We start from the raw sequence: 13801 nt of genomic DNA on the forward strand, positions 1-13801 counted from the left end.
GGTCTGCTCCTGCGGGAGGCGGAAGGACGGGACGGACGTTGGCCAACGGTACCGGGTCGCCCGATCCGCTCCCACCTGCCAAAACTACCCAATAGTAGGGCTTTCTTCGCGGGGCGCGGGATGCGTACGGTGCCCGTATGACCAACCATGTGAAGGGCGTCACACCCCGCCCTGCCGCCTCGCCCGGTTTCCCCGCCGAACCGGAGTCGATGGACCAGCTGCTGGGCGACTGCGCGCGGATGGCTCCGCACTGGCGCAGCGGCCCCCGGACGCCCCGGACCCCCGCCCGCGAGCTGCACGGCATCCGCGTCCCCGCCTCCTCCGCCGCCCTGGTCAGGGGCATGTCCGAGTACGGGGACTGAGACACCGGCGCCGATCCCGGGGAACCGCGAACGCACCGGGCCCGTCCAACCGGCGTCCTCCCCACGGAGGAGTACACGTCAGTTGTTCAGCGGAGCCGAAGGAGCGATGCGGTGAGCACCGAGGACACTCCCCCCGCGTCCGGCGGGGAGAATTCCAGCCACGACACCCAGGAGACCACCGCACGGCGCCGGCGCAGCCCGCTGATCGTCGCCTCGATGGCCGCGGCGGTCCTGCTGGTCGGCGGCGGCGCGGCGTACTGGGCCTCGTCCGCCTCCGGCGGCGGCGAGAGCGGCGTCGGCGCCGCGGCGAAGAACACGCCGCCGCCGCTGGCCCTGGACGGTTACGCGCAGGGCGGCGGCTCGCGCAGCGGCATCGCGCCCGGCGAGCCCGACCCCACGGGCGCCGGATACCGGGCGACGGGCACCCTGCCCAAGGGGCCCGGGTCGGCGCCCGTCTACCAGCCCAAGGGCGAGGTCAGCCAGGCCGCGGTGGCCCGGCTGGCCGAGGCCCTGGGCCTGGACGGGAAGGTCCGGTCGGACGGCAACTCCTGGAAGGTCGGCGGCCTGACGCGGGACGCGCGCAGCCCCGTCCTCCAGGTGGCCAAGAGCGGTTCCGGCGCGTGGACGTACTCGCAGTACGGCACCCCCAACGGGACCGGCTGCGCGGAGACCGCCCCCGCCAAGGGGGCCGGCGGTTCCCAGGCGAGCGGCCCCGGCTGCCCGTCCCACCAGGGCGGCGACGCCAGCACCCAGGACGACGGCAGCGGCAAGGGCGCCGTCTCCCAGGAGAAGGCCAAGCAGGCGGCGCAGCCGGTGCTGGACGCGCTCGGCCAGAAGGACGCCAAGCTGGACGCGAGCGGCCTGTCCGGCGCCGTACGGACCGTGAGCGCCAACCCCGTGGTGGGCGGGCTGCCCACGTACGGCTGGCAGAGCGACATCCAGGTCGGCTCGGACGGCCAGGTCGTCGGCGGCAGCGGCCAGTTGGCCCAGCCGGTCAAGGGCGACACGTACCCGGTGCAGAGCGCGGCGAAGACGCTGGAGCGGCTCAACCAGACGCACGGCGGCGCGAACTCCGGCACCGGCGGCTGCGCGACGGCCGAGCCGCAGAAGCAGGACGGCAAGGACGCCGAGCCGTGCGCGGGCAGCGCCTCCGCGCGGAAGCCCGCCGAGGTGACCGGCGCGGTCTTCGGGCTCGCGGTGCAGTACGTCAACGGCCGGCAGGCGCTGGTGCCCTCGTGGCTCTACCAGGTGCGGCAGCCCGGCGGCGGTACGGTCACGCACCCCGCGGTGGACCCGGCGTACGTCAAGGGCGGCAACGGGGGCAGCGGCGGCTCCGGCAGCGGGACCGCGCAGCCGCCGGACAGCGGCAAGCCGTCGGGCAAGGCGGGCGCGATGGGCCTGGAGTCGTACGCGGTGAGCCCGGACGGCAAGTCGCTGACGCTGTACTTCTGGGGCGGCGTGTGCAGCACGTACTCGGCGACCGCCGTGCAGACCGGCTCCAGCGTGCAGGCCGAGGTCATCGGCAAGGAGAAGAAGCCGAACCAGATCTGCGTGAAGATGGCGAAACTGTTCACCCAGACCGTGCCGCTCGACAAGCCGCTGGCCGGACGGGACGTGATCGACGCGTCGACGGGCAAGGAGGTGCCGCAGAAGTAGCGGCAGCCTCCGCGGCCCGCGAATACGACGGCCAGCGGATACGACAACGGCGGCGCTCCCCACCGGGGGCGCCGCCGTCGTACGCGCTCTGCTCCTCAGCCGACCCTCGGGTCGGTCGCGGGTCAGTTGAAGGAGTCACCACAGGCGCAGGAGCCCGTGGCGTTCGGGTTGTCGATCGTGAAGCCCTGCTTCTCGATGGTGTCGACGAAGTCGATGGAGGCGCCGCCCAGGTACGGGGCGCTCATCCGGTCGGTGACGACCTTGACGCCGCCGAAGTCCTTGACGACGTCGCCGTCGAGGGACCGCTCGTCGAAGAAGAGCTGGTAGCGCAGGCCGGAGCAGCCGCCGGGCTGGACGGCCACGCGCAGCGCGAGGTCGTCGCGGCCCTCCTGCTCCAGCAGGGCCTTCACCTTCGACGCGGCCGCGTCGGACAGGATGATGCCGTCGCCGACGGTGGTCTCGTCCTGAACGCTCATCTAGATCTCTCCCGGGTTGTACGGACCGCTTGCCCTCGGCTGCAACCGATGGGGCCCCGGATTAATTCCGGCTGGGCGCGACGTGTTGTTGGCCTTCCACGTTCATGCTCGCACACCGGCGGCGGGTCGCGGGGCGGCCCGGGCACGGGGATGCGTCACATCGACGCGATGGCCATCGTCAAACTGACGTGAAGCGGCTATGATAGATAGCGTCAAATAGACGAAAAGGTCTCCGGTGCACGTCCGCACCGGCCCCACCGGTGCGGCTCCGCCGCGCTTATATCTGCGAAAAGAGAGGGTGCGTGTTGTGACCACCGCCCAGCCCTTGGATGTCCAGCCGACCCCGCTCGCGCTGCTGCTCCTCGGCCGCGAGGCCGACCCCAAGAGCGAGCGCGGCGTGGACTGCCCCGGCGACCTGCCGGCACCGTCCGACCCCGGACTCGTCGAGCGCGCCCGCGCCGCCAAGGCGAAGCTGGGCGACAAGGTCTTCGTCCTCGGGCACCACTACCAGCGCGACGAGGTCATCGAGTTCGCCGACGTGACCGGCGACTCCTTCAAGCTGGCGCGCGACGCGGCGGCCCGCCCGGACGCCGAGTACATCGTCTTCTGCGGCGTGCACTTCATGGCCGAGTCCGCCGACATCCTCACCTCCGACGACCAGCAGGTCGTCCTGCCCGACCTGGCCGCCGGCTGCTCCATGGCCGACATGGCCACGGCCGAGCAGGTCGCCGAGTGCTGGGACGTGCTCACCGACGCCGGCGTGGCCGAGCAGGTCGTCCCCGTCTCGTACATGAACTCCTCCGCCGACATCAAAGCCTTCACCGGCAAGCACGGCGGCACGATCTGCACCTCCTCCAACGCCAAGCGCGCGCTGGACTGGGCCTTCGAACAGGGCGAGAAGGTCCTCTTCCTGCCCGACCAGCACCTGGGCCGCAACACCGCCGTACGCGACATGGGCATGTCCCTGGACGACTGCGTCGTCTACAACCCCCACAAGCCCAACGGCGGCCTGACCGCCGACCAGCTCCGCGCCGCCAAGATGATCCTCTGGCGGGGCCACTGCTCCGTCCACGGCCGGTTCTCGCTCGAATCCGTCGAAGACGTACGGGCCCGCATACCCGGCGTGAACGTCCTCGTACACCCCGAGTGCAAGCACGAGGTCGTCGCCGCCGCCGACTACGTGGGCTCCACGGAATACATCATCAAGGCCCTGGAAGCCGCCCCGCCCGGCTCCAAGTGGGCCATCGGCACCGAACTGAACCTCGTCCGCCGCCTGGCCAACCGCTTCGCCGCCGAGGACAAGGAGATCGTCTTCCTCGACAAGACGGTCTGCTTCTGCTCCACCATGAACCGCATCGACCTGCCCCACCTCGTCTGGACCCTCGAATCCCTCGCCGAGGGCAAGGTCGTCAACCGCATCCAGGTGGACCACGAAACAGAGAGCTTCGCAAAGCTGGCCCTGGAACGAATGCTGGCACTGCCGTAGCGGAGCGCGCCTTCGGCGCGCGGAGAGCCGTGGCCCGTGGGGCCCGTACCGGACTAAGGGCCCGGGGCGGGCCCCACGGGAATATTGCTTCCAGGCCCGCTTCCGGACCCGGCGGGGCGGCCCTCGCCCGCAAGCCCTCCCCGGACCAGCGCGAAGCGTACAGTTCTGTGCATGGGTGACACTCTGTGCATGGGTGACACTCTGCCGATCACCGAAGCGCGCGCCCGGTTCGGGTCACTGGTGCGCCGCGCCTCCCACGCGCGCGAGCGGATCACGATCACCGATCACGGCCGGCCGGCCGGCAGCCGTACTGATAAACCCCCAGGAACTCGCCGACCTGGAAGACGCCCTGGCGCTGGCGCGGTATCGCGCGCGGCAGGTATCCGGTGAGGCCGCGAGCGTCCCGCACGACGAAGTACGCGCCAGGCTCGGACTGTCACACAGTTGACGTACGAGATCACCTGGGACCCGGCCGCCATTGACGCGGCTGCCCCGTTCCTGACGGACGATCCCGACGGGCTGCGCCAGCTGATGGACGCCGTCGACCTGCTCGCCGCCCAGCCGCGCCCGGCAGGCACAGCGGAGTACGGCTCACCTGACCTGCGACGCATGCATGTCGGTCGCTACCGAGTGCTGTACGAGGTCACCGAAGCCGCCATCACCATCGTGATCATTCAGCTCGGCCGACTCGGCTGACGCGGCGAACGCTGCCCCGCAGGTCTCAGGCATCAGGTCTCACAGATAGATCTGCCGTCGACACCCACAGCAGAACGTCTTGCCCCCGCACCTCTCAGTCGCCCCGTGCTCGCAAGGCTGCGCTTCCTCCTGCACCAGCCGGGCCCCACGACTGACCGCAATGCGCAGCACGTCACGCAGCGCGCGGCGCAGTTCCCGAGGCCCGGAGTCGCCCGCCACCACCCCCTCCGCGGCCTGCAACAGCTCCTCCTCCGCTTCGTCAGCGATCAAGGACAGCAGACTCTCCGAGTCATCCGTACTGAGGTAGCACGCCCCACCCGCAGGCGTGGTCCACGGCAGGAGGCGCAGCGGCGCACCGCACCGGTTACCGGTCATCACGCCGCCACCCCGGCGACGCGGCGCGGCGCCCGGACAGCGGGCACGTACCGCCCGGCCGGGCGCGACCGGGGCTGTCGGCGCACGATGCGATGAAACATGAATTCTCGCCTTCTTCGGCATCACTGAACACCCGGCGACTACCGTGTGCACCGCCATCGTCACCGTGTGACGTGGATCTCAACAGGGCCGTTCCGTCCCACCGTTGAGAATGGGACGGCAGAGAGGCGCACCCCCCATGAAGTTCACGCCCCGAGACCTGAACCCCTACGTATCCGCCCGCCACTACTTCGGCTCCGAACAACGCCGCCTCCGCGAGACCGCGAAACTGTCGCTGGTGCAGCTGGCTGACGTGGTCAACTCCAGCAAGAGCACACTGGCCCGCATCGAAACAGCGGAACTGATGCCACCCCCCGACCTCCCGTCCAGGCTGGACGCAGCCTTCGGCACGGACGAGCACTTCCACGGCCTGTACCAACTCGCACGACGGGAGGCGCATCCGGACCAGTACCGGCGCTTCATGGACCTGGAGGCACAGGCCGAGACGATCGAGAACTACGAGCCGCAGGTCGTCCCAGGGCCACTCCAGACTGAGGCGTACGCCCGAGTGTTGTTCAAGAGCCTCGACTGCTGGACCGCCGAGCAAATCGAGGAGCATGTTGCTGCTCGGATGTCACGGCAAGCACAGCAGTCTGAGGCGCCTCCCTACCGGTGGGCGATCATCGACGAGTCCGTCATCCGAAGGCAGGCGGGCAGCAGAGAATGCATGTACGAACAGCTGGCTTCACTGTTGGAGCAAGTGGATACTCCACACAGTAAAGTTCAGGTGGTGCCGTTCAATGCAGGCCTGCACACCCTGATGAGCGGCGCACTGACTTTGCTGACGCTCCCCAACGGCTCCTCGGTGGCCTACGAAGAAGGCATCAAAACCAGTCACCTCTACGAGGCGGCGGACGCGGTGAGGTTGTGGCGGCGGCAGTACGAGGTGTTGCGCGCCATCGCCCTCTCGCCGGCGGAGTCGGCCAATCTGATCCGCAAAGCGATGGAGGCTTACCAGCCATGCGAAACACCCCCGAGCTGAGCACCGCTCGCTGGCGCAAGAGCAGCTACAGCAACGCCAACGGGGGCAACTGCGTCGAGATCGCCGACGACCTGCCCGGCACCATCCCCGTACGCGACAGCAAAAACCCCCGCGGCCCCATACTTACCTTCCCAGCCACCTCTTGGACCGCCTTCATCGCAAGCCTCAAAACAACAGAGGAGTGAAGGCCATGCCGCTCCCCCTCGACATCAGCGCAGCCCACTGGCGCAAAAGCAGCTACAGCAACACCAACGGAGGAAACTGCGTCGAGATCGCCGAAGACTTCATCGGCGCGGCCCACTGGCACAAGAGCAGCCACAGCAACACCAACGGTGGCAGTTGTGTCGAGGTCGCCGACGACCTCCCCGGCACCGTCCCTGTACGCGACAGCAAGAACCCCCACGGCCGCATACTCACTTTTCCGTCCACCTCTTGGGGCGCGTTCATTGCCTCCCTCAAGACGGCAGAAGGTTAAGTCCATGCAGCGCCCACTCGATACCGGCGCAGGCCGCTGGCGCAAGAGCAGCTACAGCAATGCCGGCGGGGGCAACTGCGTCGAGGTCGCCGACGACGTTCCCGGTGCAGACCGCTGGCGTAAGAGCAGCCACAGCAACACCAACGGTGGCGAATGCGTTGAGGTAGCCGAGGACTTCCCCGGCACCATCCCCGTACGCGACAGCAAAACCCCCCACGGCCCCATACTCACCTTCCCCGCCGCCTCCTGGGGCGCGTTCATCACGGCCCTCAAGGCAGCCTGACGCGCGTCAGCCCGTCCCAGATGCCTCCTGGGACGGGCTGAGCCGTGTGCGGATCAGACTCCCGCCGCCTCCGGCGTGCGGGTTTCGCCGGATGCGCCGGCCCTTCGGGCCGACCGCTTCGCGGCCCGTCGTTCCTTGCGGAGTTCGATCATCGCGTAGAGCGTCGGGACGAGCAGCAGCGTGAGCAGGGTGGAGGTGATCAGGCCGCCGATGACGACGACTGCCAGCGGCTGGGAGATGAAGCCGCCGTCGCCGGTGACGGCGAGGGCCATCGGGAGGAGGGCCATGATCGTGGCGAGGGCCGTCATGAGGATGGGGCGGAGGCGGTGGCGGCCGCCTTCGATGACGGCTTCGACGATGCCGTAGCCCTGGGCGCGGTACTGGTTGATCAGGTCGATCAGCACGATCGCGTTGTTGACGACGATGCCGATGAGCATCAGCATGCCGATCATCGCCGGGACGCCCATCGGGGTGCCGGTGGCGATCAGCAGGCCGAGTGCGCCGGTGGCCGCGAAGGGGATGGAGACGAGGAGGATGAGGGGCTGGATCAGGGAGCGGAAAGTCGCCACCAGGAGCATGAAGACGATGGCGATGGCGGCCAGCATCGCCAGGCCCAGCTTGGCGAACGCGTCGGTCTGGTCCTGGGAGACGCCGCCGATCTCGGCGGTGGCGCCCTCCGGCAGCTTCAAGTCCTTGATCTTGGACTGGAGCTGGGCGGTGACCGCGCCGGTGTTGTCGCCGGTGGGCTTGGCGGTGACCGTCGCGGACCGGGCGCCGTCGATGCGGGTGCTCTGGACGGGGCCGGCGACCGTACGGATCGTGGCGAGGTCGCCGAGTTTCGCCGGGCCGGCGGGCGTCGGTACGGCCAGGTCGCGCAGGGCGGCCTCAGAGGTGACCGGGTGGGCGGACTTGATGACGATGTCCCGTTCGGTGTCGCCGATCATCGCCTTGCCGCTGGTGGTGCCGCGTACGGCCTGGGCGACGACCTGGCCGAGGGTGGCCTGGCTGTAACCGGCGGCCGCCGCCTGCGCGTTGGCCTGGACGGAGATGCGGGGCACGCTCTGCGCCAGGTCGCTCTGTACGTCGGTGACGTGGTCGAGGCCGGCGACGGTGGCCCGTACTTGCTCGGATGCCTTTTTCAGTACGTCCGCGTCGGCGGCCTTGACGACGACGCTCAGGTCCTGGTTGCCGAAGCCGCCGCCCCCGGTGGAGACGGTGGTGTCGCCGATGTCCTTGCCGAGTTTGTCGAGTTCGGCGCGGAGCTTGTCGGTGACCTTGCCGGAGTCGGCCGATTCTTTCAGCTTGAGCTGGTACGACGCCTGGTTGGCGCCGCTGCCGCCGCCGAAGGCCGCCATGAAGCCGGAGGAGCCGACGGTGACCTGGTAGTCCTCGACCTCGGTGAGGTCCCCGAGGACGCGTTCGATCTTCTTTGCCTGCGCGTCGGCGGCCGCCAGGCTCGTACCGGGCGCCAGTTCCTGCTTGACGCTCAGGGTGTCCTGGTCGCCCTGGTCGAAGAAGTTGGTCTTGAGGAGGGGGGCCATGCCGAAGGTGCCGAGGAGGACGACGACGGCGATGACGACGCTGGTGACGCGGCGGCGGGTGGCGAAGCGGAGTACGGGGACGTACAGGCGCTGGAGCGGGCTGTTGCTCTCCTTGGCCTCGGCGGCCCGGCGCAGCTCCTCGGGGTCGGTGCCCTCGGGGATCTTCGGGGCGCGCAGGAACCAGTAGGAGAGGACCGGGACGACGGTCAGGGAGACGAGGAGGGAGGCGAGGAGGGCCACCGTGACGGTGATGGAGAAGGAGCCGAACAGGGCGCCGACCATGCCGCCGACCACGCCGATGGGCAGGAAGACCGCGACGGTGGTGAGGGTGGAGGAGGTGATCGCGCCGGAGACCTCGCGGACGGCGGTCAGGATGGCCTGCTGCCGTTCCTCGCCGTAGCCGAGGTGCCGTTTGATGTTTTCCAGGACGACGATCGAGTCGTCGACGACGCGGCCGATGGCGATGGTCAGCGCGCCGAGGGTGAGCATGTTCAGCGACAGGTCGCCGGTCCACAGCACGATCAGCGTGATGACGACGGACAGCGGTATGGAGACCGCGGTGACCAGCGTCGAGCGCAGGCTGAGCAGGAAGACCAGGATGACGATCACGGCCATGACCAGGCCGAGGAGACCTTCGGTGGTCAGCGAGTCGATGGACTTGGAGACCGCGGGGCCCTGGTCGGAGACGACGGTGACCTCGGCGCCCTTGCCGAGCGCGGCGCGGATCTTCGGCAGCTTGTCCTTGACGGCGCCGGATATGTCGACGGCGCTGCCGTCCTGGCCCATGGTGACCATGACGGCCAGGCTGGGCTTGCCGTTGGTGCGGGTGATGGAGGTGGGGGCGGCCTGCTCCTCCTTGACGGTGGCGACGTCGCCGAGGCGTACCGGCTTGCCGGCCGAGGCGCCGCCGGGGCCCGCCGCCGGGGTGACCGTCAGGTCCCGGATCTGCTGCGCGGAGGTGAAGCCCGAGCCGACCTGGACGGTGTTGCTCCGGCCCTTTTCGGCGAACGAACCGGCGGGTACGGACGTGCCGTTCGCCTCCAGGGCCTGGCCGAGGGCCGCGGCCGTGAGCCCGGCCTGCGCCAGCTTGGCGTCGTCGGGGGTGACGGCGACGATGCGGTCCCGGACGCCGTCCACGGAGACCTGGCCGACGCCCTCGATGTTCTTGAGGTCCGGCACCACGCTGCGGTCGAGCTGGGCGGCCAGCGCCTGCTGGTCCTTGCCGGTCGCCGAGACGGCGAGCACGACGGCCGGGATGTCGTCCGTCGAGCCGGCCACGACCTGCGGGTCCACGTCCTTGGGCAGCTTGGCGCGGGCCCGGTTGACGGCCTGCTGCACGTCGGCGACCAGCCGCTTGGAGTCGTTGCCGTAGTCGAACCGGGCCATGATGACGGCCGAGCCCTCGCTCGCCGTCGAGGTGACGCCCTTGATGCCGTCGACCGCCTGGATTCCGTCCTCCAGGGGCTCGATCACCTGCTTCTCGACGACGTCGGGCGAGGCTCCCTGGTAGGGCGCCAGCACGGACACCATGGGGAGTTCGATGGTGGGCAGGAGCTGCTGTTTGAGCTGGGGGATCGCGATGGCGCCGAAGGCGATCGCGACGATCGACATCAGCGCTATCAGGCCCCGTTGTACGAGGCTGAGTCGGGACAGCCAGGACATGGGTGGGGTCTCTCTTCTGTTCTGTACGGCGTGGTCGTACGGCGTTCTCGGCGGACGGGCACCACTGGCCCGACTAAACGATCCGCCACGCCCCACCCGGTTTTCCTCGCTCCCAGGTCGGTTTCCGCCCCACCGCCGTACAACGTTCGGAGTACGGCGGTCTCCACCCCCTACTGCACCCGTGGGCCTACCGCACCCGTGGGCGCACCAGCCCCGATTCGTACGCGACGACCACCAGTTGCGCCCGGTCGCGGGCGCTCAGCTTGGCCATGGCCCGGTTCACGTGCGTCTTGACGGTGAGCGGGCTGACCGCGAGCTGCTCGGCGATCTCGTCGTTGGACAGGCCGCCCGCGACCAGCACCAGCACCTCGCGTTCGCGGCCGGTGAGCGTGTCCAGTCCGGCGGCGCCGCGGCGGCCCGGCCCGTCGTCGGCCGTGTCGCCGCCCTGCGCGAGGAACCTGGCGATCAGCCCCTTGGTGGCGGCCGGGGACAGCAGCGCCTCGCCGGCGGCCGCGATCCGGATGGCGTTGAGCAGTTCGTCCGGCTCGGCGCCCTTGCCGAGGAAGCCGCTGGCGCCCGCCCGCAGCGCCTGCACCACGTAGTCGTCGACCTCGAACGTGGTCAGGATGACGACGCGTACGGCGGTCAGGTCCGGGTCCGCGCTGATCATGCGGGTGGCGGCGAGGCCGTCCACGCCCGGCATCCGGATGTCCATCAGGACGACGTCGGCGCCCTTGGCGCGGGTCAGCTCGTACGCCTGGGCGCCGTCGGACGCCTCCCCCACCACCTCCATGTCGGGTTCGGAGTCGACAAGGATGCGGAACGCGCTGCGCAGCAGTGCCTGGTCGTCGGCGAGCAGTACTTTTATGGTCATCCGGTCTCCCCCGTGCGGCAGGTGCGGGCGGGCGCTTCGGCCCGTGCGGTCTGGGTCGTCTGGAGCGGCAGGCGTACGCGGACCCGGAAGCCGCCGGCCGGGCGGGGGCCGGTCTCGACGGTGCCGCGCAGCGCGGTGACCCGTTCGCGCATGCCGATCAGGCCGTGGCCGCCGCCGCGCTCCTCCGTGCTGTCCGGCCCCGCTTCGCCGGCGGGCGTGCCCGTGCCGTCGTTCAGGACGGTCACGGTCAGATCGCCGGGGGAGCGGACGATCCGCACCGTCGCGCGGGCGCCCGCGCCGGCGTGCTTGTGGACGTTGGTCAGCGCTTCCTGGACGACGCGGTAGGCGGTGAGGTCGACGGCGGCGGGCAGCGCGTCCTGCTGCTGCGGGACGTCGAGGTCGACGGGCAGTCCGGCGCGTACGAAACCGTCCACGAGCTGGTCCAGTACGCCCAGGCCCGGCGCGGGTTCGGTGGGCGCCTTCGGGTCGTCGGACTGGCGCAGCAGGCCGACGGTGGCGCGCAGTTCGTCCAGTGCCGAGCGGGATGCCTCGCGGACGTGCGCGAGCGCCTGCTTGGCCTGGTCGGGGCGGCTGTCCATGACGTGCGAGGCGACCCCGGCCTGCACGTTGACCAGGGCGATGTGGTGCGCGACCACGTCGTGCAGCTCGCGGGCGATCCGCATCCGCTCCTCGGCGACCCGGCGCCTGGCCTCCTCCTCGCGGGTGCGTTCGGCGCGTTCGGCCCGTTCCCTTATGGCGGCGACGAAGGCGCGCCGGCTGCGTACCGCGTCCCCGGCCGCAGCGGCCATGCCGGTCCACGCGAAGATCCCCAGGTTTTCCTGGGCGTACCAGGGGCGGGCGCCGAAGAGCATCGCGGCGGCGGTGAGCACGACGACGGTCAGCGCGCCGACGCGCCAGGTGGTGGAGCGGTCGGTGCGGGCCGCGAGGGTGCACAGGGCGATGACGACGGCGCAGGCGACGGGGGCGCGCGGCGCCTGCGCTTCGAGGATCAGTTCGAGGACGGTGCAGCTGCCGGTGACCGCCAGGACGCTGCGCGGGAAGCGGCGGCGCAGCACCAGGGCGCCGCTCGCGGTGACGGCGAGGACCACGGTGGTGGCGGTCAGTTCGCGCTCGCCGAACCGGGGGCCGTGCGGGCCGTGCGGGTGGGCCACCGCGCCGACCAGGATCGCCACGAGGACGGCGAGCGCCAGTACGGCGTCGAAGGCACGCGGGTGGGCGCGGGGCCAGGCGAGCGGCCCGGTGCCCGGACGCGGACCGGCCTGCCCGCGGGCGGCGGAGGGAGTCACGGAGACAAACGGTAGCGCCCCGGACCCGCGCGGGGTCCGGGGCGCTGCCTGCGCTGGAGGTGGTGCGGGCCGCCCGGTGCGTCCGGGCGGCTTCTCAGCCCGGGATCAGGCCGTCGTCGCTGAGCATCTGCCTGACCTCGTCGAGGCTCGCGTCCTCGGCGGGCAGGATCAGCTCGGACGGTTCCAGGGAGTCGTCGGGCAGCGGGGTGCCGAGGCGGCGCACCGCGTCCAGGAGAGCCCCGAGGGTGCGCCGGAAGCCTTCCTGGTCGCCGCTCTCCATCTCGTCGAGCAGCTCGTCGTCCAGCTTGTTCAGCTCGGCGAAGTGCGCGTCGTCGAGCCTCACCTGCCCCTCCCCCATGATCCGTACGATCACGACGGTCTCCTTCTGGTCCGGTGCGACGCTCTTCTCCGGTGCGGCGGTCCCGACGAGGCTAACCGCCGCCGCCGCTCACTGCTTGTCGAAACGCGGCTGCCCCGGCTGCGCCTGCGGGGCCTGCTGCCCCTGGCCCGCCTGGCCGCCCTCGATGGCCTGCTTGTCGGCGCCCGGGCCGGCCAGCTCGGCCTTCATCCGCTGGAGCTCCAGCTCGACGTCCGTACCGCCGGAGAGCCGGTCCAGCTCGGCGGTGATGTCGTCCTTGGCCATGCCGGTCGGGTCGTCCAGCGCGCCGGAGGCGAGCAGCTCGTCGATCGCGCCCGCCCTGGCCTGCATCTGCGCGGTCTTGTCCTCCGCGCGCTCGATGGCCATGCCGACGTCGCCCATCTCCTCGGAGATGCCGGAGAACGCCTCGCCGATCCGGGTCTGGGCCTGGGCGGCGGTGTACGTGGCCTTGATCGTCTCCTTCTTCGTGCGGAAGGCGTCGACCTTGGCCTGGAGGCGCTGGGCGGCGAGGGTGAGCTTCTCCTCCTCGCCCTGGAGAGTCTGGTGCTGCGTCTCCAGGTCCGTGACCTGCTGCTGGAGCGCGGCCCTGCGGGACAGGGCCTCGCGGGCGAGGTCCTCGCGGCCGAGCGAGAGGGCCTTGCGGCCCTGGTCCTCCAGCTTGGAGGACTGGCCCTGGAGCTGGTTGAGCTGGAGCTCCAGGCGCTTGCGGGAGGTCGCCACGTCGGCGACGCCGCGCCGGACCTTCTGGAGCAGCTCCAGCTGCTTCTGGTACGAGTAATCAAGGGTCTCGCGCGGATCCTCGGCCCGGTCCAGGGCCTTGTTGGCCTTCGCGCGGAAGATCATCCCCATCCGCTTCATGACACCGCTCATGGGCCTCGCGCGCCCCCTTCTGACCGAGTTACATCGGGCTTAGGCTCCAGCACATCTACAGACCCCACAGTACGGGCCTTGGTTCCATTACCGCACTGTTCGGGCCCGGATGCGCTCCTCCTACAGGACGATCAGGGACGGGCTCTCCTCCGGCGCAAGGTGTAGGGACGGCTCAGGGGAACTCCTACATGCCCGCTCCGTCCCGATACGTCCCCGACGTGGCGCCGACGGCAGGCCCGCGCCGTTGCCGGATCGTTCCCCATGCCGCTGTGGTCCAT

15 protein-coding genes and 1 pseudogene are annotated in these 13801 nt (G+C 70.3%); 9 read left to right on the forward strand and 7 right to left on the reverse strand.

All coding sequences use genetic code 11. The annotated features are described in order from the left end of the window. Positions 1 to 137 precede the first annotated feature (137 nt). A complete protein-coding gene (locus ACH4OW_RS00490) occupies positions 138 to 362 on the forward strand; it encodes a hypothetical protein (RefSeq protein ID WP_398023794.1) in 225 nt (74 codons plus the stop codon). Between the two features lie 111 nt (positions 363 to 473). Further along, positions 474 to 2018 (forward strand): hypothetical protein, encoded by a 1545-nt coding sequence (locus ACH4OW_RS00495; RefSeq protein WP_360138846.1) that lies wholly within the window; start codon positions 474 to 476, stop codon positions 2016 to 2018. A gap of 122 nt (positions 2019 to 2140) precedes the next feature. Here the strand turns inward: ACH4OW_RS00495 and ACH4OW_RS00500 are convergent, their stop codons facing one another. Further along, complete coding sequence (locus ACH4OW_RS00500) at positions 2141 to 2494, reverse strand: iron-sulfur cluster assembly accessory protein (RefSeq protein ID WP_003982392.1); 354 nt, start codon at positions 2492 to 2494, stop codon at positions 2141 to 2143. A gap of 298 nt (positions 2495 to 2792) precedes the next feature. Between ACH4OW_RS00500 and nadA the strand changes: the two genes are divergently transcribed. The 3 genes and pseudogenes from nadA to ACH4OW_RS00515 all read left to right on the forward strand — a co-directional run bounded on the left by nadA (position 2793) and on the right by ACH4OW_RS00515 (position 4676). After that, entirely contained in the window at positions 2793 to 3980 is a 1188-nt protein-coding gene (nadA, locus tag ACH4OW_RS00505; protein ID WP_398023797.1) for a quinolinate synthase NadA, read from the forward strand. A 189-nt stretch (positions 3981 to 4169) separates the two neighbouring features. Further along, positions 4170 to 4428: pseudogene (locus ACH4OW_RS00510) on the forward strand (type II toxin-antitoxin system Phd/YefM family antitoxin). Next, positions 4425 to 4676: a type II toxin-antitoxin system RelE/ParE family toxin gene (locus tag ACH4OW_RS00515; RefSeq protein ID WP_398023799.1), complete on the forward strand. Its 252-nt coding sequence runs from the start codon at positions 4425 to 4427 to the stop codon at positions 4674 to 4676. The pseudogene ACH4OW_RS00510 and the gene ACH4OW_RS00515 overlap by 4 nt, the downstream one beginning before the upstream one ends. 39 nt (positions 4677 to 4715) lie before the next feature. Here ACH4OW_RS00515 and ACH4OW_RS00520 read toward each other — a convergent pair whose 3' ends face one another. Further along, on the reverse strand, positions 4716 to 4946 hold the full coding sequence (locus tag ACH4OW_RS00520; protein WP_398023801.1) for a hypothetical protein: 231 nt from the start codon (positions 4944 to 4946) through the stop codon (positions 4716 to 4718). Between the two features lie 343 nt (positions 4947 to 5289). On the opposite strand from ACH4OW_RS00520, the gene ACH4OW_RS00525 reads away from it, so the two are divergent. Genes ACH4OW_RS00525 through ACH4OW_RS00540 form a run of 4 tightly spaced genes read left to right on the forward strand, consistent with a single transcriptional unit; the run spans position 5290 to position 6890 of the window. Further along, a complete protein-coding gene (locus tag ACH4OW_RS00525) occupies positions 5290 to 6132 on the forward strand; it encodes a Scr1 family TA system antitoxin-like transcriptional regulator (protein ID WP_398023804.1) in 843 nt (280 codons plus the stop codon). Beyond that, positions 6111 to 6317 (forward strand): DUF397 domain-containing protein, encoded by a 207-nt coding sequence (locus ACH4OW_RS00530; protein ID WP_398023806.1) that lies wholly within the window; start codon positions 6111 to 6113, stop codon positions 6315 to 6317. The genes ACH4OW_RS00525 and ACH4OW_RS00530 overlap by 22 nt, the downstream gene beginning before the upstream one ends. 5 nt (positions 6318 to 6322) lie before the next feature. Beyond that, positions 6323 to 6607 carry a DUF397 domain-containing protein gene (locus ACH4OW_RS00535; RefSeq protein ID WP_398023808.1) on the forward strand — a complete coding sequence of 95 codons (285 nt, stop codon included), beginning with the start codon at positions 6323 to 6325 and terminating at the stop codon, positions 6605 to 6607. A 4-nt stretch (positions 6608 to 6611) separates the two neighbouring features. Further along, entirely contained in the window at positions 6612 to 6890 is a 279-nt protein-coding gene (locus ACH4OW_RS00540; RefSeq protein ID WP_398023811.1) for a DUF397 domain-containing protein, read from the forward strand. A 53-nt stretch (positions 6891 to 6943) separates the two neighbouring features. Here ACH4OW_RS00540 and ACH4OW_RS00545 read toward each other — a convergent pair whose 3' ends face one another. From ACH4OW_RS00545 to ACH4OW_RS00565, 5 genes are all read right to left on the reverse strand, one after another. Continuing rightward, positions 6944 to 10093 carry an efflux RND transporter permease subunit gene (locus tag ACH4OW_RS00545; protein ID WP_398023813.1) on the reverse strand — a complete coding sequence of 1050 codons (3150 nt, stop codon included), beginning with the start codon at positions 10091 to 10093 and terminating at the stop codon, positions 6944 to 6946. 187 nt (positions 10094 to 10280) lie between these two features. After that, positions 10281 to 10967, reverse strand: a complete 687-nt coding sequence (locus ACH4OW_RS00550) for a response regulator transcription factor (RefSeq protein WP_360138871.1) — start codon at positions 10965 to 10967, stop codon at positions 10281 to 10283. Further along, the gene (locus ACH4OW_RS00555) at positions 10964 to 12274 is read right to left on the reverse strand and encodes a sensor histidine kinase (RefSeq protein WP_398023815.1); all 1311 of its coding nucleotides are present in this window, start codon (positions 12272 to 12274) and stop codon (positions 10964 to 10966) included. The genes ACH4OW_RS00550 and ACH4OW_RS00555 overlap by 4 nt, the downstream gene beginning before the upstream one ends. Positions 12275 to 12368: 94 nt before the next feature. After that, a complete protein-coding gene (locus tag ACH4OW_RS00560; protein ID WP_398023818.1) occupies positions 12369 to 12647 on the reverse strand; it encodes a hypothetical protein in 279 nt (92 codons plus the stop codon). Positions 12648 to 12722: 75 nt separating this feature from the next. Beyond that, a complete protein-coding gene (locus ACH4OW_RS00565; RefSeq protein WP_360138880.1) occupies positions 12723 to 13523 on the reverse strand; it encodes a PspA/IM30 family protein in 801 nt (266 codons plus the stop codon). Positions 13524 to 13801: the final 278 nt, after the last annotated feature.

The sequence above is a fragment of the Streptomyces sp. NPDC017056 genome (assembly GCF_044332485.1).
Lineage (GTDB): Bacteria > Actinomycetota > Actinomycetes > Streptomycetales > Streptomycetaceae > Streptomyces.